The sequence below is a fragment of the Acidobacteriota bacterium genome (assembly GCA_038040445.1).
Classification (GTDB): Bacteria; Acidobacteriota; Blastocatellia; order UBA7656; family UBA7656; genus Onstottus_A; species Onstottus_A frigus.
The window spans coordinates 30,402-49,357 of the sequence record JBBPIG010000001.1 but is presented as its reverse complement, the minus strand read 5'-3'; the positions used below and the strand labels follow the sequence as shown (position 1 = coordinate 49,357).

Sequence of the window (18,956 nt, the reverse complement as noted above, 5' to 3'; positions counted from 1 at the left end):
TATTAGCTACTCTCAAGTATCGCCTCACGAATGCACCGCCACGCGCGGCAGTTCCTTTCCATCTCCGCCTTCAGCCGGCGTCGGCACTCTGATCGGCTCGGGCCACTCGACTTCAGGAACTGACTTCGGGCCGAAGCGACCCTCCTTCCCTTGAGCCTTCGCGCGAATTGCCGCCAGAACTTTTTCAGGCGTCGCGGGCACTTCGTCGATTCTCACGCCGACAGCGTCGTAGATCGCGTTCACAACCGCGGGCGGAACCGGCAGGAGGGGGCCTTGCCCGACTTCCTTAGCGCCGAAGGGTCCGTTGGGATCAGGGTCTTCAATCAAGATAGTCTTCACGTCGCACATCTCCAGCGTCGTCGGGCTCTTGTACTCGAGCATCGAAGGAAACTTATGCACGACGTTTCGGTTCCCGCGATAAGCCATCTCTTCCATCAATGCTTCGCCCAGACCCATGTAGACGCTGCCCTCGACCTGACCCATCACCAATGCAGGGTTGATCGATTGCCCGACGTCGTGAGCGATCCAGACCCGCTCGACCACGACGATTCCAGTCTCCGGATCGACGTCCACCTCTGCCACCGCTGCCGAATAGCTGTATGCCGGCGAAGGCCCGACGCCCGCGCCTTTGTATTTGCCCGGCGAGCGCGGCGGGGTGTAAGAACCGACGGTGCCTATCACGCCGAACTTCGATTCCGCAAGCTGCACGGCTTCGGCAAAGGTCATCCCTCGCTCGGCGTCTTCAACATCGAAGACGCGGCGATCAGCGAAGGTGATGTATTCAGTAGGAACGTCCAGCTTTTCGGCAACGGCCTTAGCCAACAACTCGCGCGCGCGTTCGGCGGCTTGCAGCGCCGCGTGCCCGGTCATCAGCGTGACGCGGCTCGAGTAGCTGCCCAGATCAACGGGTGTGAGATCGGTGTCGGCAGTGAGGACGCGAATGTCGAACGGGTCGATGCCCAGCACTTCAGCCACGATGTAGGCAAGAATGGAATCAGAACCCTGGCCTATGTCGATCGAGCCGCACATCACGCACACGCCGCCTTGACGATCCAGCCGAAGCTGAACACCGGAATGCGGCATGTTGTTCCAGTAGATGGGCAAGCCTGCGCCGCAGATGTAAGAGCTGCACGCGAAGCCGACGCCCTTGCCATAAGGCAGCTTTTGAAACCTGGCCTTCCAGTCCGATGCGCCGGCAACTTTGTCGATGCAATCGCCCAGCCCGACGCTCCCAACGCGAAGATAGTTCGCGGTAACGGTATTGGGCTTCACCAGGTGCCGCCTGCGCATCTCGACCGGATCAAGCTGAAGCTCTTCAGCTATCTTGTCGATCTGAACTTCCAGCGCGAATCTAGGCTGAGGGGTACCGTGTCCCCGCTTCGGCCCGCAAGGAGGCTTGTTGGTGAAGACTCGAAGGCCTTCAAACTTGTAGCGCGGGACTTCGTAGGTCACGGTCTGAAGCGCGCCGGTGTAAAAAGTGCTCGCGACGCCGTAGCTGCCGTATGCCCCGCCGTCGAGCAGCGAGCGGAAGTGCATCGCCGTGATCGCGCCGTCATTCTTTACTCCGGTCTTCACCCACATCAACACCGGATGCCGGCCGCGATGACAATAGAAGACTTCTTCGCGCGTCAGCGTGATCTTAACCGGGCGGCCGGTCATCATCGCGAGCTTCGCGACGACAATCTCGTGATTGAACGGATCGCTCTTGCCGCCGAAGCCTCCGCCGTTCGGAGTAGCAATCACTCGAATGTGACTGGCCGGCATCTCCAGCACCTTGGCAAGCGCGCGATGCACGTAGTGGGGAGTCTGAGTCGCGCTCCACAGCGTCAGCTTTTCGTCCGGATCTAAGACAGCAACTGCCGCGTGCTGCTCCAGTGGCAAATGGGTGTTGCCTTCATAGAAGAAAACGTCTTCTCGAATAAGATCGGCTTCAGCAAATCCCTCTTCAACGTCGCCGAACTCGAGCGACACTTTCTTGTGTACGTTGCCGCCGTCGCCGTACTCGTGAATGCGCGGCTCGGGCGTATTCAATGCGCCTTCTATTGACGCGATTGACGTGAGCGATTCGTACTCGACCTCGATAAGATCCATCGCATCGAAGGCGGTGTCTTCGTCGAGTGCGGCGATCGCGGCGACGGGGTCGCCGATGAAGCGGACTTTATTGATGCACAGCGCGTGCTCGTCCTCGCTGACTGGCAGGATGCCGTAAGGGATTGGCAGTTCTTTGCCGGTGAGGACTGCGACTACGCCGGGAAGCTCGAGGGCTTTTGAAACGTCAATGTGCTTGATCAAAGCGTGAGGGACGGGCGAGCGGAGCAGCTTGGCGAACAGCATTCGCGGAAGAATGATGTCATCGGCGAATCGAGTTTGCCCCGTGCACTTCGCGCGAGCATCGACTTTGCGGAGAGGTTTTCCGACTACTCTCAACTGATCTTCACCGCGGTTGTTAGTTGGCATGGATAGACCGAATAATAACGAATAATAACGGCTTTCGGAGCGACCGCCCGGCTCGTCTAACTCTTACCCCTGAGCTGCTCAACTTCCCGTCGAAGACGATCGGCCTCTTCCGCGAGTTCCGAAGGCGTGAGCAAGAATTGACCCGTCACGAGATTCCGGAGACGCAGAGTCTCTCCAGTATTGACCAGTTCCAGGTCCAACACTTCGCTCTTGACGGCTCCCTCGACGACCTCCACCGCTTCGTAGCGGCCCGATTCCAGCCTCCAGGCAATGAGCGGCTCAACAAGATAGTCGTATTCCGGATCGAAGATGAAGTACTCCTTCACCCCGAGGTCTTCGTACAATCGCCACTTTGTGTTGAGGTCCTCCCTCCACGTCTGTCGCGAAGAGACTTCAAACACGACATCCGGAGCCCGTCCCTCCTCCCAGAGCTTGTATACGCGGCGCTCGCCTCTTCGGACGCCGCGCGCGACGAGCACATCGGGAGCGACACGTTTCTTCGGATTGCCCTCGACGTAGTAAAGCAAGATGTTTCCCGAAACGTAGACATCCTCGTCGTCACGAAAGAACTGTTCGAGTTCGAACCGCAGATCAGTCATCAGACGATAGTGCACGTCGGTCTCAGCCATGGGTTCACCGTCCGACTCCGGGTATTCGATCGTAAAAAGCTGATCTTCTTTTCGTAGGCTCATAGGTCACCACCCAGGCACTTCGCTGCTAAAGAGCATCATCGTTTCTCGATTGCCGCGCCGTCAATGCCGTAGAGAATCTCCCTTGCGGGTTCGACCTCCTCGCCGCGCATTCTCGCAGCAGCCAGTTCCACTGCTTCGTAGATTTTTATGTAGCCGGTACACCGGCATAGGTTCCCCGCCAGCGCGTCTTGAATCTCCCCTCGCGTCGGAGCCGAATTCTTTTCAAGCAGTTCTTTGGCAACCAGCAGAAAGGCCGGCGTACAGTAGCCGCACTGGGCGGCGCCAAGATCGGCGAATGTCTCTTGCAACGGATGAAGCTGCCCCCCCGCAGCCATGCCCTCTATGCTAGTCACCTCGCGGCCTTCTGCATCGAGACCGAGAAAGAGACACGAGAGCATCGGCTGGCCATCGATCAACACCGTACACACGCCGCACTCGCCAAGCTCGCATCCGTGCTTGGTTCCGGTAAGCGCCAGATCTTCTCGCAGAACTTCAAGCAGTGTCTTGTGCGGTGCAAAAGCGACTTCGGTCTGCTCGCCGTTGAGAGTGAGTTTGATGAGTGACTTTTGAATCGTTTGTGCTGGCATAACGTCTTATCAGGTAGCTGACTCTGCACTCTGGAGCGCGCGCTTCCGGCGCAGGGACTCACCCTCTCAACGTTACCGGCGAGCCGGGTAACTATTAAGCCTTCGACGCACGGCTCGAGCGCGGACGTTGTTGCTCTATAAGCCGAGTGATTTTCGGAACGAGTTTCTTGGGGACGACCATCACGGTCTGATCTTTCAGCTCAAAGGCCGCTTCGTCTTCTGCGATGGCCTCGTCCTCAGTCTGCGACTCGTAGTGCTTTAGCACCTTGCGAACCTTACGCTCATTCCAACCGGTTGGATACTTGTTCGGTTTCATCTATGTTTCTTTCTTTGTCTTCGCCGATACGCTGAGAGTGCTTTTACTCCAAGTTCATAAGCCGTGATGACGAAGACGCTATCGGGTTCAGGATCGCGCACGTAGATCACGCGCAGATATCGGCCAGCCGAGGTCTGCCCGATCGCAACTCGCGAACCCTCGCGGCCCGGGCGGTCCTCACCGGGACTTGTCAGAATACCTTCGATTTCGCCCTCGTCTATGCCGTGTTGATAAATGTGCGGCAGTCCCGTAGCTGTGTCGAGGTAGAAGCGAATCTTCACCCGAATCAGGATAGGGAAGAACTACGTCAGTGCGCAACCAAAATGGTTTCGCATCGGATTCGGTTTCAACGGATACCAAGAAAGGGACGCGACGATCTAACCAGTCTCCTGAGTTAGGCAATCGGTACGACGAGAATCTAGGCTACAACCGCTATTGAGCGAACTGTTTATTCGTTTCAGTCAGATGTCTCTTGATTAGCCTTCGACCGCCGGAACCATCGATCTCGCTATTGCTGCTTCTTCGCCTCCGGCAGTTTCCTCGGCTCGTAGTAAGGCTTCCCATTCAGCTTCTGTACTTCCTTCATGAAACTCGTGCCGTAGTCCCGTTCGGCATCCGACAACGCCCACGCCTGCCGTTTGTAGTTCCAATTGTCAGGTGACAGCCGCTGAGCTTCCTTGAAGTGCGGAATCGCATCCGGACCCTTGCCGTTCTTGTATAGATACTCGCCAAGCGCGAACTCTACGTCGGCCATCGCGCGATCGGGACTTGGCGGTTTCATTCGTTCTCTCAGCTCCGCCTCGCTCATCAAGAACGCGCTGCGCTCTCCATTCGCCGCCCAATCCCGTATTGCGTCCAGGTACGGCCCGGCATCGATGCCGTGCATGGCCTTGTACCGATTATCGACGTAGCCCACTTCGTTGGGCCGGACGATCCGCCCCCGCTCGTTGATCCAAACCGCAGTCGGGACGTTTACCATGTTGTAGAGCTGCGTCACGATGTGTTTGTCGTCGATCAACGCGGTGAATTCGGCCTTCGCCGCGGTGATCCACGGTCCCGCATCCTTCACGCCGCCTGTGTCCTGAGCTATCGAGATGATCTCAAAGTTCTTGCCCTTCAGTTCGTGATATAGCGATTGCCATCCTGGCAGATCGAAGCGGCACCCTCACCACGAAGCCCAGGTCACCAGCAATACCTTCTTGCCGCGAAAGTCCGACAACGAATGCGTGCGCCCGGACATGTCGGGCAGCGTAAAGTCTGGCGCTTCGAGCGACGCCAGATAGGTTCCGCGCTCATCCTCACGCTTGCCGAAATACCACACGGCATTCTTCTCATCGGGCGCGACCGGCTGCTTAACAAGCCGCGCGAACTCGCTCAAGTTGAACCAAGTGACCGATCCTTTCTTGGATAGGAACCCGGTCTTCTTGCCTTTTGGAATCGGGAAGCAAAGCTCATCGCGGCAAATGCCTTGAGGCTTAACCACGAACCGCGTAGCCCGTTTCAGGTCTTTAATGGTTACCCAAAGGTCCTTCGACCCTTCGGCTGCGGCGGTCACTTCGGTGGCGACACCGTCGTAGATCACAACCTTGCGACCCTGTTCCGCCGCATAGGACGTTACCGCAGTCAAAAGACTCGCGATCGCAACGCACACTAAACTTTTCAACATAGAAGCAGCTCCTCGAAAATCGACAAGAAAGTTAGCGAATCAGTTTGTGCCATTCGCCTGGTTGGCTCGTCGGTGATGTCGGGATCATAGCAATGTCGCCCAAATCCGACAACTGGAACGTCTGGGGTTCCGGGTTCAGAGTTCCGGGTTCAGAGTTCGGCGCAAACATACGGAGTAAGACTGAAATCGGAAGTTGGGCTGTCGCGCGAAGGGTTAGTGAGCCATCGTAAGCCAGCCTCGAGTCATGTAATCGCTCAACGTCAGCGCCACCATGATGGCCAGCCAGAAGAAACCGGCGCACGCGAAAACCCACGTCAATCGAGAACCGTAACGCACATGCATGAAGTAGAGCACCACGAGCGTGGCTTTCAAGACCGCGATTGTCAGCGCTAGGACCGCATTCCACCGGCCGAGATCGTATCGGGCGACGATGACCGTGGCTACCGTGAACACCATCAGGGCGCCGAAAATCACGAAGTACGTTTTCTTTGGAACGATGTGCTCTGTCATGAATCCGTCCTTCAATGACCCTGATGCGCGCCGAGCAGATAGAGCAACGGGAATAGAAAAATCCAAACGATATCCACGAAGTGCCAGTAGAGACCCGACAGCACAACCGGCGAATTGTACTCGGGAGTGAAGCGGCCGCGCCGAGCCATTAGAATCAGGACGGTCAACACGCCGATGCCGATTATCATGTGCAGCGCATGCACGCCTGTCATCGCAAAATATAACCAGTAGAACATCTCGACGTTTCCAGGGTCTCCGTCTCCGGTCCATTCAAACGGGCGAAGCCCCGGCACCAAATGATGTACCCACTTGTCGTGATACTCGTAAGCCTTCACGGCAAGAAACGTCAAACCGAGGATTTCAGTGAGTATCAGAAAAGCGATCAATTTCCGGCGGCTTCCAGTCTGGGCGTAAAAAACCGCAAGCGCCATCGTCAGGCTGCTGCAAATCAGAACGATTGTATTAAACCCACCAAGCTTCCAATCGAGGTGCGCGCTGGCGGCTTCAAATGAAACCGAATACTTCGATCGATACAGGATGTAGGCCAGGAACAGGCCACCGAAGAACATCACCTCGGTGACCAGGAAAGCCCACATCCCGAGCGTCCCGGCCTCTCGCTGCTGCTCGAGATCGTCGAAGTGGTGCGCCAGCCCGGCATGTGTTGCTGTGTGAGTATCTGACAAGTCAATTCTCCATCCGAGAGTGAGGATAGATCGAGGATAGAAGATCGAGGATAGAAGATCGAGGATCGAGGATAGAAAATTGAAAATTTGAAATTTTCAATTTGTAATTTTCAATTTCAATTCTGTTCCAAACTTCTATCATCTATCCTCCATCTTCTATCTTCTATCCTCGATCTTCAATCTTCTATCTTCTATCCTCCATCGTCCCTCACTCCGCCCGGTCGAAGCGTCTGGTCCAGTACATCTCTCACGCTGACGACATCCATCTCCTCACGAGGTCTGAATTCGTAGGCCTCCCACGTCACCACCGGAGTCTTCTCGAAATTCTGTGTCGGAGGCGGCGACGCGGTGGTCCACTCAAGCCCAAACGCCCCCCACGGGTTCGGCGGCGCGTGCCGGCCGTACCTCATCGACCAGATGAGATAGATCATCGGGATCAGGTACCCCATCCCGAGAATCGACGCACCCGCTGAAGACATCACGTTCAATACTTGAAACTCCGAAGAATACGCGTAGTACCTGCGCGGCATACCCATGTAGCCGAGCAAGAACTGAGGGAAGAACGTCAGGTTGAACCCGACGAAGATTACCAGCGCCGCGAACCGCGCCCAGGCTTCCGGGTACATGCGGCCGGTGATCTTGGGCCACCAGTAGTGCAACCCGCCCATATAAGCCATGATGGTTCCGCCGACCATGATGTAATGAAAGTGCGCGACCACGAAATAAGTATCGTGAACGTGAATATCGATGCCCAGCGCCGCCAGAAACAGACCGGTCATTCCGCCAATGATGAAAAACCCGATAAAGCCAAAAGCATAAAGCATCGGCGTGTCGTAAGAGATCGATCCCTTGTAGAGCGTCGCTGTCCAGTTGAACACCTTCACCGCCGAGGGTATCCCGACCGCGTAGCTCAACACAGAGAAGACCATCCCCGCATAAACTGACTGGGTGCTGACGAACAGATGATGACCCCATACAAGAAAGCCGAATACCGCGATGGCTATACTGGCCATGGCAACGAACTTGTAGCCGAAGATATTCTTCCTGGCCATGTTCGCTATCAGCTCGCTGATCACCCCCATCGCCGGCAACACCATTATGTAGACCGCCGGGTGCGAGTAGAACCAGAACAGATGCTGGAACAAGACCGGGTCGCCCCCCAATGCCGGATCGAAGATGCCGATGTGAACCAATCGCTCGAGGGCCAGCAACAACACGGTCACTGCGATGACCGGAGTCCCCAGGATCATGATCAAGCTGGTCGCGTAGTGCGACCAGATGAACAGCGGCAGCCTGAACCATGTCAGCCCGGGCGCCCGCATCGTATGAATCGTGACAATAAAGTTCAGCCCGGTCAGGATCGAGGAGAAACCGGTTATGAAAATTCCGATGCCGCTCAGAATCACGTTGCCGTTCGAATAGGTCGAGCTGTACGGCGTATAAAACGTCCAACCCGTATCGACGCCCCCCAGAACTATGGCAAGGACCGTGAACGAGGCTCCGGCGATGTAGATGTACCAGCTAAGAAGGTTTAGCTTCGGGAAGGCGAGGTCCTTCGCGCCGATCATCAGCGGGACAAGAAAGTTTCCCAGCACCGCCGGTATCGCCGGTATCAGAAAGAAGAACACCATCACCACGCCGTGCATCGTGAACAGCCGGTTGTAAGTTTCGGCTTGAACCAGATCGCCTTGCGGCGTGAGCAGCTCGAGACGAATCAACACGGCAAACAAGCCGCCAAGGAAGAAGAAAAATGTCACCGACGCCAGATAGAGAAGCGCGATGCGCTTGTGATCCGTCGTGAGCAGCCACGACTTCACGCCGTACGTCGCGTTGACGTAATGAGTGCGAGGTGGCACGACAACTTCGACTACGCTTTCCATAATCCTTTGCCTATTGCTGAGGCGGCTTCACTCCGGAGCCGCCCAAGGGCTGAGCGGCGCCCGCTTCCCTGCCCGGTGGTTTAGATCCTATCGACTTGATATATGCGATCAGTTGTAACAACTGTTCTTCGCTGACCTGTCCCTGGAAGGTCGGCATGATCGTCTGAAATCCCGCGACGACCTTCGCTCGCGGATTCAGTATCGACTCGCGAATATAGGCTTCATCGACGGTCACTTTAGCGCCGTCTTGCAACTGAACTTGTTTGCCGAACAATCCCTCGAGCACCGGGCCTCGTCCCTGAGCATCGCTGCGGTGACACGTAATGCAAGCGAGTTGCTGAAACATCTTCTCACCCGTCGAGGCGAGCGACCCATCGACAGCGCCCCCGGCGAGCCACGCTTGATACTCGGACGCTTCCATCACATTGACCCACCCGATCATTCCCGAATGGCTGGTGCCGCAGTACTCGGCGCAAAAAAGATGATAACGGCCCGGCTTGGTCGCCTCGAACCATATTGTGCTGTACTTGCCGGGCACGACGTCCAGCTTGATGCGAAATGCCGGGACGAAGAAGCTATGAATAACGTCTTCGGTGGTCATTGTGACTTTGACTTTGCGTCCGACCGGAACGTGCAGCTCATTGATTTCGCGCTGACCGTCCAGGTGCTGAAACTTCCACATCCACTGCTTGGCGACGACGTAGATTTCCAGCGCTTCCTTGGGAGCCCGGTACATCGTGTAGTAGATGCTCGCGCCCCAAACGAATATACCCATCGAGATGATGAAAGGAATCACCATCCAAACCGTTTCGAGCTTCATCGACCCTTCGATGGGCCGCGGTATCTCGTCGTCTTTCCTCCGGCGGTACTTGACCGCGAAGTAGATGAGCACAAGCGTGATGAGTCCGCCGATCAGGATCGTCAGCACGCAAAGAAAGGCAAAAAGCGAATCGACTCGCCCCGCCTGGGTCGAGGCCTGCTCCGGTGAAAAGGGCACGCTCACCTGCATGACCTAGATCATTCCTCCTACGCTCGCGGGTTGCTCGACCGGGCGGCGCCGCCTTAACAGCCACAGCATCGCGACGACGCCGGCCAGAGTGACAACCCCCGCGAGCCTGAGAATGTTCATCACAACCGCCCCGTATTTACCCGCCGCCGGGTCGTAGTGGAAGCAGTACAGAAGCAGGCGATCGACGGGATTCCCGATCCTGTTGTCGGACGCTTCAACCAACCCGAGGCGCAGATCTTTCGGCGCGTATTCGATACCGTAGAAGTAGCGAGCAAGTTTTCCCTCGGGCGTCGCGATCATGATGCCGCTCGCGTGAACGAACTGATCCGTCGACTGGTCAAACCTGTAGTGAAACCCAACGGCTTCGGTAAGCTTGTCGATCGACGCCTTATCGCCAGTCAAAAAGTGCCAGCCTTCAGCCGCGCCCGGACGCTCATACCAGTCGATGTAGGTTTGCTTTTTGTTTCGCGCCATCTCTGACGTTTCGCGCGGATCAAAGCTTACCGTGACGACTTCGAATTCCTTGCCGATATCGAAAGAGACAACACCGAGCGCGCTCGTGAGTCCGTTCAGAACCTGGTTGCAGAGCATCGGACAGTTGTAATAGACGAGCGCCAGCACCACCGGCTTCTCTCCGAAACAATCTCCGAGCCGGATCGGCGATCCGCTCTCATCCCGAAAAATCAGATCGAGCGGGAGCTGCTCGCCGAGCCGCTGGTCTATGCCGACGTCTTCGAGCAGACGTATCTTGCCCTCGGACGGATCCGCGCTGGTTAGAGGCGGCGGTTTGGTAGCCCAGCCCTGAGCGAAGACGGGAAGGCAAGAGAGAAGGCAAAAGGCAAAAGGAAAAAGGAAAAAGTTCAGAGCTGGCGTGACGAATGCTCGCGGCCAAGCGAATCCAAAGCGGCACACCTCTGTTTGCGCAACCGTTCTGTTTTCCACTTTTTCCTTTTGCCTTTTTCCTTTTGCCTTTTTCACTTCTGCCTCGTCGGAAGCCCCTTCTCAAGGATCAGCTTCTTCGCTTCTTCAATCGGAATCCGGACGACTCCTCCCTTTTCGTCGACCCAACCGTAGCTGCTCAGTTTCTTATTCTCTTCAGCGCGGACCCGTTTCATCTCTTGAAGCGGGTGGTCTTCTTTGAGATTCGGCTGCTTGCCCTCCAACTGTTCGCCCGTCGAAGGAGCGAGTTGCAGCCGCGGCTCAGGCGGAAGCTTCTGGCGCTCGCTCGCCAGCGGCGATGGCTTCCCTTCCGCGTCGTTTGCAAGATCCCCAAAGGCGTCGAACAGACCGGCCATAAGCAAGCAGATGACGACCGTCCCAAAGCTGAGCCCAATCAAGAACCACACGACCGGAGTGATTCTCAGATCGCTGGCTTCGTGGCCAACGCCGATGCCGTGCGAGTCGCTCGCTACAACCTTGTCTGTGCGATCTTCCGCCATTCGCCTCCCGTTTGATCGATCGTGAGAAATCGGTGCGAATCCGTCAAATCCGCGTCATCCGTGGTCTATGAGTTCGTGAATCGCAGTGCCCATAGACCACGGATGACACTGATTCGGTCGGATTTGCGCGGATACTCTTAGCCCTCTAGTGCCCTCCGCTATGCGCGAGCACGTGTTCCAACTCAGGATCTCCAATCGGCAGCAGCGGTCTTGTCTTCAGTTGATAAGCGAAATACGCCAGCCACAGTCCGCCCAACCCGATCGGCATCACCACGTCCATCCAGTGAATCCAGAACGCGCCCTCGTGAAACTCGGGGCCGGTCATCCAGATCAAATCGACAAACCTCATAACGATTATTGCTATCGCAACCACCGCGAGCGTCCGGCCATTGCGCTTCAAGTCTCGCGACAAAAGCAACACAAACGGCAGCGCGAACTGAAGCACCACCAGGGAGAGACCGACCCACTTCCACGACGACTGAAGTCGTCGCACGTACCACGGAATCTCTTCAGGCAGGTTGCCTGACCAGATGATCAAGAACTGAGAGAAGCTGAAGTAAGCCCACAGCATCAGGAACGCAAGCATCAGTTTTCCGAGGTCGTGCAGGTGCGAGGGCTTGATCACCTCCGACATCGGCTTGTAGCGCGCCAGCAGAACCACCGCCGCAATGATGAACGCCATCGCCGATAAGCCCTGGCCGCCCATCACCAGTATTCCGTACATCGTCGAGAACCATTGCGGCTCGAGCGACATCAGCCAATCGACTGACGCGAAGGTCACCGTGAACCCGTACAGCAAAAGTCCCGGCGCGCTCAGCCCCTGAAGCTTCGTGGTGACCGGGCGATGCCCTGTGCGGTCCTGCTCAAGCGACCACTTGCTCAAGAAGTAAGCCATCACATTCCACGCCGCAAAGTAGAAAACCGCTCTCGCCAGAAAGAACGGCACGTTCAAATAAGGGGCCTTGTGCGCCAGAGCATGCTTTAGTGCTTCGCTCGCCCCGGAATGATCCGGCTGCGCCCAGGTGAAAATAGATCGAACGCCGAACGCGACCGGCAAGAATAACAACGCAAGCAGCGGGAACGTTCGCGTCGAAGCCTCGAGCAAGCGCCTTGTCACCAGCCCCCATGCTCCTCCCGACATATGTTGAAGCATCAAGATCGCCAGACAGCCAAGCGCGATGCCGATCCAGAAGACATACCCGAGCAAGTATGAGCGAAAGAACTGCTCCGGATTGAACACCGCGCCGCCGACACATACCGCGCCGCCGATCACGCCGACTATCAGCGCGCGGCGCTGGAATTGATCTAACTCGGGCGGAGTCTTTTCGATCATCTCGATCACTAGCGGTGTTCCTCTTGCTTTTCGGTTCCCGGCTGCGGCGCTCCGGCGCTTAGCTTTTCACGCTCGCTCGGCGGCACATCGGCGAGGGTCCCGCGCTGACTCAATTGCAGCGCACGAATATAAGCGATGATGCGCCACCGATCCTCGGGAGGCACTTGAGAGGCGTAATCGGGCATCGCTCCAAAGCCGTTGGTCTCCACATCGAAGAAGTATCCGACAGGCGCGTTGCGCAATCGCTCGTCATGAAAAGAAGGCGGCTTGCGGAACCCTCGCTTAACGATCATTCCCAACCCGTCTCCCATTCGGCCATGACAGACCGCGCAAAAGATATTGAAACGCTCCTCCCCGCGATCGAGGTCTGAGGCGGTGATCGGCATTGGAAACTCGGTGACGAATCCTTGATAGGTCTGCGGCGATGCTTGCTCCGCTTGCGGGCTCGCAGCTCCGGGCTGTGGGGCAGCGCTTGCCGAGCCAGACTGCGCAGCTTGTCTAAGCCTGCCGGTGTAAAACTCGACGTCGTCTTTCAACTGACCGCGGGCGACGACGCCCTCTACCAGGGGCCGCGCCGAACGCCCGTCGTTGATTGATCCGATCTGATCGACCGGTCTCAGAACCCGGTACTTCGGCTGATCATGCATGTCCTGGCGGCAGCCAGTCAAAAAAGCTGAAAAGCCAACCACAAAGGCACAAAGACACAAAGGCCGTACGAAGCTCCTTCGTGTCTTTGCGTCTTTGGGTTTAGCAATCTTAAAACTCAACGTCACTAACCTCCGTCGGGCCAAGCTCCATCAAAAACTCACGGGTCACCTGCTCCTGGAAGATCGGATCGCTCGCCTCAATGCATAGAAAAAAGCGATTGCGAGTCGCCTGCTCGAAGCTCGGCACGTTGAACACCGGATGATAAGGCTGCGGCAGACCATTCAAAGCCAGCATCCCAAACACCGCCGACAGCGCCGCCAGCAGGATCGTGCATTCGAACGTCACCGGTATGAACGAGGGCCAACTGTTGAGCGGCCGCCCTCCGATGTTTAGCGGATAGGCAATCGTCGACACCCAGTAACACAACAGGAACCCGCCGAGACACCCGGCTATCCCGCCGATCAGCACGATGAGCGGAAGTCTGGTGTGACGAATCCCGATCGCCTCGGTCAGTTCTTCAATCGGGAAGGGCGTGTACGCATCCATCTTGCGATAGCCCTCCTCGTGCGCGCGCCGGGCCGCGACCACTACGCTGGTCGGTTCTTCAAACTCGGCCATCAAGCCATAAAGCCGCGGAACCGAGGATCGAGGATCGAGGATTGAGGATCGCATCACAGTCTCCTTACTGAATGGCTATTTCTGCGATTTACAAAACTGTTCAGCGCTCTGGATCATTCGGTTGAGCATCGCACCTATGTGCTGCCAAGCGTCATCAAGTTCGCGATGCAGTGCTTCGCTTATGTAATCGCACTCAAGTGCGTGATCCAGCCACGCCTGCGTCTCCATCGCCTCACCTAGCGATTCATTGACCTTGTTCCTAAATGCGGCGAGATACCTTCGCCTCGCCCAGCTCTCCGCTAGCAGCGCATTGACGGCGCGAGAAGAGCGACGAATCTGGTCAGTGAGTGAATATCTCTCTTCTGCGGGAAACCTCCGCGTCATCATGAATATTCGCTTGGCTTCAGTCAGGGCGAGTCTGTATACATCCAAGTCTCTGAAGCTTCTTATCACGGCCATTTGCAACCTCCTATCTTCTATCCTCTATCCTCGATCTTCTATCCTCTATCCTCGATCTTCTATCCTCGATACTCTATCCTCGATCTTCCCTCAGTCCGCCGCTTCATTGACCTCGGCTTGCGGCAAGATCGTCCTTATCTCGAAGATCGAAATCATCGGCAGGAAGCGGATGAACAAAAACAGCAAGCTCAAGAAGAGCCCGATCGTGCCGATGAACATCGAGAAGTCCCAGATCGTCGGGCTGTACATGGCCCACGACGAAGGCAAGAAATCCCGATGCAAGCTGGTCACGATGATGACGAATCGCTCGAGCCACATGCCTACGTTGACGATCAGCGAGATCACAAACAGCAGCGGCACATTCCAACGGACCTTCCTGGACCACAGAAGTTGCGGGATCACGATGTTACACACGATCAGCGCCCAATACAGCGGCGCATACGGGCCGGTCATCCGGTTCCTGATCATGAATTCTTCGAATGAATTGGCGCTGTACCACGCCATGAACGTCTCCATCATGTAGCCATACCCGACGATCAATCCGGTCGCGAGCATTATCTTCGCCATGTTCCGCAGATGCCGCATCGTGATGAAATCTTCGAGGCCGTAGAATTTTCTCAGCGGAATCGCCAGCGTCATCACCATCGCGAACCCTGAATAGATCGCGCCCGCGACGAAGTAAGGTGGAAAAATCGTCGCGTGCCAGCCGGGAATGATTCCCACAGCGAAGTCAAAGCTCACAACCGTGTGCACCGATACAACAAGCGGCGTCGCCAGTCCGGCCAGCAACAGATAAGCCGTCTCGTACCGATGCCAGTGCCGAGCCGAGCCTCGCCAGCCCATCGCCAGAATCCCGTAGATGATTTTTGCCGCCCGCGGCTTCGCTCGGTCGCGAAGCGTGGCCAGATCGGGAATCAATCCGATGAACCAGAACAGCGCAGAGACGGTTGCGTAGGTCGAAACCGCGAACACGTCCCAGATCAACGGGCTGCGGAACTGCGGCCACACACCCATCGTGTTCGGAACCGGGAACAGCCAGTGAGCCAGCCACGGACGCCCGGTGTGAAGCAGCGGAAAAAGTCCCGCCGATGCGACCGCGAACAGCGTCATCGCTTCCGCGAAGCGATTGATCGACGTTCGCCACTGCTGCCTCAACAACAACAGAATCGCCGAGATCAACGTGCCGGCGTGCCCGATCCCGATCCACCAGACGAAGTTGATGATGTCGAACGCCCATCCAACCGGAATGTTGTTGCCCCAAATCCCGATGCCCGTCAGCACAAGATAGCCGATCGTGTAGAACAACATCATCGCGAGCATGAACGCTATTCCCGCGCCAATGAACCAGCCGGTCGGAGTACGTTTCCTCAGCGCAATCGAGCTGATCTTGTCGGTGACCGACGCGAACGTCTGCCCCGCTCCAATCACCGCCGGAGGCGAGTCACTCACCGGATCTTGCGTGTGATCCTGCATCGCTACTCGTTCTCCAACTCGGGGTTCGGGTTTCGCACCGCCGCCAAATAAGTCGTGCGCGGCTTCGTATTCAACTCGCCGAGCAAGCTGTAGCTGCGCTGTTCGCCTTTCAGCTTCGCGACGCGGCTTTCGTGATCGTTGATGTTGCCGAACACGATGGCTTCGGTTGGGCAAGCCTGCGCGCACGCCGGCACGATCTCGCCATCGCGCACTTTTCGGTCTTCCTTCTCCGAGTCGATCTTCGCTTTCTGAATTCGCTGCACGCAGTAGGTGCACTTTTCCATCACGCCCCGGCTGCGCACGCTCACGTCTGGGTTGCGCATCATCTTCAGGCTCGCGGTGTAGAAATCCTGATACAGAAGAAAATTGAATCGCCTGACTTTATACGGACAGTTGTTCGAGCAATATCGCGTTCCGACGCACCGGTTGTACGTCATTTCGTTGAGGCCCTCGGCGCTGTGCGCAGTAGCCGCAACCGGACATACGACTTCGCACGGAGCGTCCTCGCAATGTTGGCACGCGACCGGTTGGAAGTAGGTTTCCGGGTTTGCGTGCCCGCCTTTGTAGTAGGCGTCAATTCGCAGCCAATGCATCTCGCGGCTGCGCGCCACCTGTTCCTTGCCGACGACGGGAATGTTGTTCTCAGCTACGCAGGCAACAACGCAGGCACTGCAGCCAACGCACGAGCTTAGGTCAATCGCCATCCCCCAGGCGTAGTCTTTGTACTCGAACGGCGGATACAGCGAGGCATGCTCACCCGACTCGTGCGCGCCTTCGGGCGCGAGTGCCGGGTGCTTCTTGTACTCTTCAAGCGAGCCCGACCGAACGATGTCCCGCTCGCCTATTTCCTCCGCGTCAAGCATGTGATGCGCCTGCGTGGTAGCGAGCGAATAACTTCCACCGGTCTTCTCGACTCGAAGGCCTGAGCCAAACCACGGCGCGTCGGAGGTTCGAATAGCGTAAGCACTGAAGCCCGCGTTTGAGCCGACTCTCCCGGCGATTGTCCTGCCGTAACCCAGGTGCACCGTGACGACGTTGTCGGGATGGCCCGGCTGAATCAAGACCGGCGCAATGACTTTGCGGCCGCGGTACTGAAGCTCGATCTGATCGGCGAGAATCTCACGGCCAATATTGCTCATTCGATTCGTTGCAAAGCCATTCACTCGCTTTCCCAGACCCAGCCCATCAGCGGTCGCCGGGCTGATAATCGCCGCATTGTCCCACGTGAGCTTGCTGAGCGGTTTGGGCAATTCCTGGAGCCAGCCGTTGTTGGCAAAGCGCCCGTCATGAATCGTCGGATCAGGCCGGAACACGATCTCCAGCTCGGGGTTGGGGGATGAGGGATGGGGTATGGAAGTCTGGCTCGACCAGTCCGATTTCAATGCCACGGTTTTCGGTTGCAGCGCCGTGTTTGCGACTACGCCATCGTGAAGCGATTTGCGCCAGAACTGTTCGAAACCGGTTGATGCCGTTTGCGAGGGTGCGGCCGTCGCCATCGGCTGGGCGGCGGTGGGCGCCGCGGGACTCGCCGTCGGCGCCTGCGAAGCGGTTACCTTGATCGGGGGCTCCTGACCTCCAGCCGCGAAGCGCCGCTTCCAATAATCACGAACGGTGTCATAGCTCGAACGCTCCGGTTCATTCATGAAAGCGGCGAGCACCTCGTGCGCGGACTTGCCTGAATACAGCGGCGCGATCAACGGTTGAATCATCGAGACCGTGCCGTCATACGCGCGCGCGTCGCCCCACGACTCGAGATAGTGAGCTTCCGGAATGTGCCACTGACACAACTCTGACGTCTCGTCTTTATAGAGGCTCAGGTGAGCGCGAAGCGGAACTTTCCGGATCGCCTCTGCGAAGTCCAGATCAGCGGGGGCGTCGTACACTGGATTGCCGCCGAGCATCAAAAGCAGATCGACCTGACCGGAGTTCATGTCCGCGACCAGCTCACGCAGCGACGCCATCCCATCGACCGGGTTAGCTTCAACTGGATCGGTATGGATCACCGTGCTGCCCACGTTGCCGAGGGCCTGATTCAGCGCGTGAGCCAGCGCATGTACGACCGGCGGCTGTGAGTCTCCAGCGATCACGATGCTCGATCCGCGATGTTCGCGGAGGTCGTTCCAGATCGCGGTCAGCCACTTTGCGCGCTTCCCATCCGTCAGGAAGTCGGATTGTCCCGTCTGAACGCCTGCGGCGGTTGCCAGTGCACGCACAAAACTTTCGATCTCGCTCGGACGCATCGGCAATCGATGATCGGCAACCGAGCCGGTGTTGGTCACGGTGCTTTCGACGACGTACAACCGGTTCATCTCGCGCTTGCCTTCCGTCAGTCGCCGCTTTGCCGCAAAGTCCCGCGCATATCGCAGACTCGCCGGACCGCAGCCAAGAAAATCCGAATCGAGCGACAGGATCACCTCGGCCTTATCGAATCGATAAACCGTGTTCGCGTACTGGCCGAACGAGAGTCGCGAGCCCTCGCGCGCACTGTCGCGGCCTGCCGGGTCATACTGGTGCCACCTGGCGGTCGGCAGCGTGGCAAGCAAAGTCTTTATCTGATGCGCCAGCGTCGGAGATGTAACCGTCCCGCTGAGTATTCGCAGGCCGCCCTTGGATGTCTTCTGCGCGCCAATCGCGCGTTGCGCTTCGACTGCCGGGCGCACGGCTCCAAGAAAAGCCGGCCACGTCACGATGTCGCCGAGGTAAGTCAAAGTCTGAGAGCGGTCCGGATCGTATAAACCCAACACCGATGCTTGTGAGAAGACGTCGGTGGCGCCAAGGCTTGCCGGATGATCTTTATTGCCTTCGATCTTGGTAGGCCGTCCCTCGTGGCTCTCAACGATCAGTCCCGTCGCAATCCCGTCGAGCGCCATTGCGGTAGCGAAGAACGCTGGTTGGCCCGGAACCAGTTCTTCCGGTTGACGAACATATGGCGCGATGTACTCGGTCGGTTGGCGTGTGCAGGCAGTCAGTCCGGCGAGGGCGAACGACGCGCCCATCAGCTTAAGAAATCTGCGGCGGCCAACCGGATCGCTCCACTCGGTCGCATTCTCGGGAAATTCGCGATGAAGCAGTTCCTGAAACTCATCGGTCTCGGCCAACTCTTCGAGGCTGCGCCAGTACTGCTTGCCTGAAGATCGAGGATCGAGGATCGACGATCGAGGATGGACGATCGAGGATTGAGGATCG

The 18,956-nt window shown here is 57.3% G+C and carries 18 protein-coding genes; all 18 read right to left on the bottom strand.

Annotated features, from left to right (window positions below):
- Positions 1–24 precede the first annotated feature (24 nt).
- Entirely contained in the window at positions 25–2,457 is a 2,433-nt protein-coding gene (locus AABO57_00220; protein ID MEK6284145.1) for a molybdopterin cofactor-binding domain-containing protein, read from the bottom strand.
- Between the two features lie 56 nt (positions 2,458–2,513).
- Positions 2,514–3,149: a Uma2 family endonuclease gene (locus AABO57_00215; protein ID MEK6284144.1), complete on the bottom strand. Its 636-nt coding sequence runs from the start codon at positions 3,147–3,149 to the stop codon at positions 2,514–2,516.
- 35 nt (positions 3,150–3,184) lie between these two features.
- Positions 3,185–3,736 carry a (2Fe-2S)-binding protein gene (locus AABO57_00210; GenBank protein MEK6284143.1) on the bottom strand — a complete coding sequence of 184 codons (552 nt, stop codon included), beginning with the start codon at positions 3,734–3,736 and terminating at the stop codon, positions 3,185–3,187.
- Positions 3,737–3,830: 94 nt separating this feature from the next.
- Entirely contained in the window at positions 3,831–4,052 is a 222-nt protein-coding gene (locus AABO57_00205; protein MEK6284142.1) for a hypothetical protein, read from the bottom strand.
- Positions 4,049–4,333: a DUF4258 domain-containing protein gene (locus tag AABO57_00200; GenBank protein ID MEK6284141.1), complete on the bottom strand. Its 285-nt coding sequence runs from the start codon at positions 4,331–4,333 to the stop codon at positions 4,049–4,051. The genes AABO57_00205 and AABO57_00200 overlap by 4 nt, the downstream gene beginning before the upstream one ends.
- A 227-nt stretch (positions 4,334–4,560) precedes the next feature.
- The gene (locus AABO57_00195; GenBank protein MEK6284140.1) at positions 4,561–5,718 is read right to left on the bottom strand and encodes a TlpA disulfide reductase family protein; all 1,158 of its coding nucleotides are present in this window, start codon (positions 5,716–5,718) and stop codon (positions 4,561–4,563) included.
- 213 nt (positions 5,719–5,931) lie between these two features.
- Positions 5,932–6,228 carry a cytochrome C oxidase subunit IV family protein gene (locus tag AABO57_00190; GenBank protein MEK6284139.1) on the bottom strand — a complete coding sequence of 99 codons (297 nt, stop codon included), beginning with the start codon at positions 6,226–6,228 and terminating at the stop codon, positions 5,932–5,934.
- An 11-nt stretch (positions 6,229–6,239) separates the two neighbouring features.
- The gene (locus AABO57_00185) at positions 6,240–6,911 is read right to left on the bottom strand and encodes a cytochrome c oxidase subunit 3 family protein (protein MEK6284138.1); all 672 of its coding nucleotides are present in this window, start codon (positions 6,909–6,911) and stop codon (positions 6,240–6,242) included.
- Positions 6,912–7,102: 191 nt separating this feature from the next.
- Entirely contained in the window at positions 7,103–8,791 is a 1,689-nt protein-coding gene (ctaD, locus tag AABO57_00180) for a cytochrome c oxidase subunit I (GenBank protein ID MEK6284137.1), read from the bottom strand.
- A 10-nt stretch (positions 8,792–8,801) separates the two neighbouring features.
- Positions 8,802–9,800 (bottom strand): cytochrome c oxidase subunit II, encoded by a 999-nt coding sequence (gene coxB, locus AABO57_00175; GenBank protein ID MEK6284136.1) that lies wholly within the window; start codon positions 9,798–9,800, stop codon positions 8,802–8,804.
- A 3-nt stretch (positions 9,801–9,803) separates the two neighbouring features.
- The gene (locus AABO57_00170; GenBank protein ID MEK6284135.1) at positions 9,804–10,778 is read right to left on the bottom strand and encodes an SCO family protein; all 975 of its coding nucleotides are present in this window, start codon (positions 10,776–10,778) and stop codon (positions 9,804–9,806) included.
- The gene (locus AABO57_00165) at positions 10,775–11,239 is read right to left on the bottom strand and encodes a hypothetical protein (GenBank protein MEK6284134.1); all 465 of its coding nucleotides are present in this window, start codon (positions 11,237–11,239) and stop codon (positions 10,775–10,777) included. Before AABO57_00165 ends, AABO57_00170 begins: the two co-directional genes overlap by 4 nt.
- Positions 11,240–11,384: 145 nt before the next feature.
- Positions 11,385–12,581 (bottom strand): hypothetical protein, encoded by a 1,197-nt coding sequence (locus tag AABO57_00160; GenBank protein MEK6284133.1) that lies wholly within the window; start codon positions 12,579–12,581, stop codon positions 11,385–11,387.
- Complete coding sequence (locus tag AABO57_00155; GenBank protein MEK6284132.1) at positions 12,581–13,219, bottom strand: cytochrome c; 639 nt, start codon at positions 13,217–13,219, stop codon at positions 12,581–12,583. Before AABO57_00155 ends, AABO57_00160 begins: the two co-directional genes overlap by 1 nt.
- Positions 13,220–13,328: 109 nt before the next feature.
- On the bottom strand, positions 13,329–13,892 hold the full coding sequence (locus tag AABO57_00150) for a DUF3341 domain-containing protein (protein MEK6284131.1): 564 nt from the start codon (positions 13,890–13,892) through the stop codon (positions 13,329–13,331).
- A gap of 21 nt (positions 13,893–13,913) precedes the next feature.
- Positions 13,914–14,297 (bottom strand): four helix bundle protein, encoded by a 384-nt coding sequence (locus AABO57_00145; GenBank protein ID MEK6284130.1) that lies wholly within the window; start codon positions 14,295–14,297, stop codon positions 13,914–13,916.
- Between the two features lie 90 nt (positions 14,298–14,387).
- Positions 14,388–15,770 carry an NrfD/PsrC family molybdoenzyme membrane anchor subunit gene (nrfD, locus tag AABO57_00140; protein MEK6284129.1) on the bottom strand — a complete coding sequence of 461 codons (1,383 nt, stop codon included), beginning with the start codon at positions 15,768–15,770 and terminating at the stop codon, positions 14,388–14,390.
- 2 nt (positions 15,771–15,772) lie between these two features.
- Positions 15,773–18,956, bottom strand: a 3,184-nt coding sequence (locus tag AABO57_00135; GenBank protein MEK6284128.1) for a TAT-variant-translocated molybdopterin oxidoreductase, incomplete at its 5' end; no start/stop codon positions are given.

Bases quoted from the DNA above. Each gene is read 5' to 3' on its own strand.
- AABO57_00220 (MEK6284145.1), bottom strand. From the start codon at position 2,457: ATGCCAACTAACAACCGCGGTGAAGATCAGTTGAGAGTAGTCGGAAAA.
- AABO57_00215 (MEK6284144.1), bottom strand. From the start codon at position 3,149: ATGAGCCTACGAAAAGAAGATCAGCTTTTTACGATCGAATACCCGGAG.
- AABO57_00210 (MEK6284143.1), bottom strand. From the start codon at position 3,736: ATGCCAGCACAAACGATTCAAAAGTCACTCATCAAACTCACTCTCAAC.
- AABO57_00205 (MEK6284142.1), bottom strand. From the start codon at position 4,052: ATGAAACCGAACAAGTATCCAACCGGTTGGAATGAGCGTAAGGTTCGC.
- AABO57_00190 (MEK6284139.1), bottom strand. From the start codon at position 6,228: ATGACAGAGCACATCGTTCCAAAGAAAACGTACTTCGTGATTTTCGGC.
- ctaD (MEK6284137.1), bottom strand. From the start codon at position 8,791: ATGGAAAGCGTAGTCGAAGTTGTCGTGCCACCTCGCACTCATTACGTC.
- coxB (MEK6284136.1), bottom strand. From the start codon at position 9,800: ATGCAGGTGAGCGTGCCCTTTTCACCGGAGCAGGCCTCGACCCAGGCG.
- AABO57_00165 (MEK6284134.1), bottom strand. From the start codon at position 11,239: ATGGCGGAAGATCGCACAGACAAGGTTGTAGCGAGCGACTCGCACGGC.
- AABO57_00155 (MEK6284132.1), bottom strand. From the start codon at position 13,219: ATGCATGATCAGCCGAAGTACCGGGTTCTGAGACCGGTCGATCAGATC.
- AABO57_00150 (MEK6284131.1), bottom strand. From the start codon at position 13,892: ATGCGATCCTCAATCCTCGATCCTCGATCCTCGGTTCCGCGGCTTTAT.
- AABO57_00145 (MEK6284130.1), bottom strand. From the start codon at position 14,297: ATGGCCGTGATAAGAAGCTTCAGAGACTTGGATGTATACAGACTCGCC.
- nrfD (MEK6284129.1), bottom strand. From the start codon at position 15,770: ATGCAGGATCACACGCAAGATCCGGTGAGTGACTCGCCTCCGGCGGTG.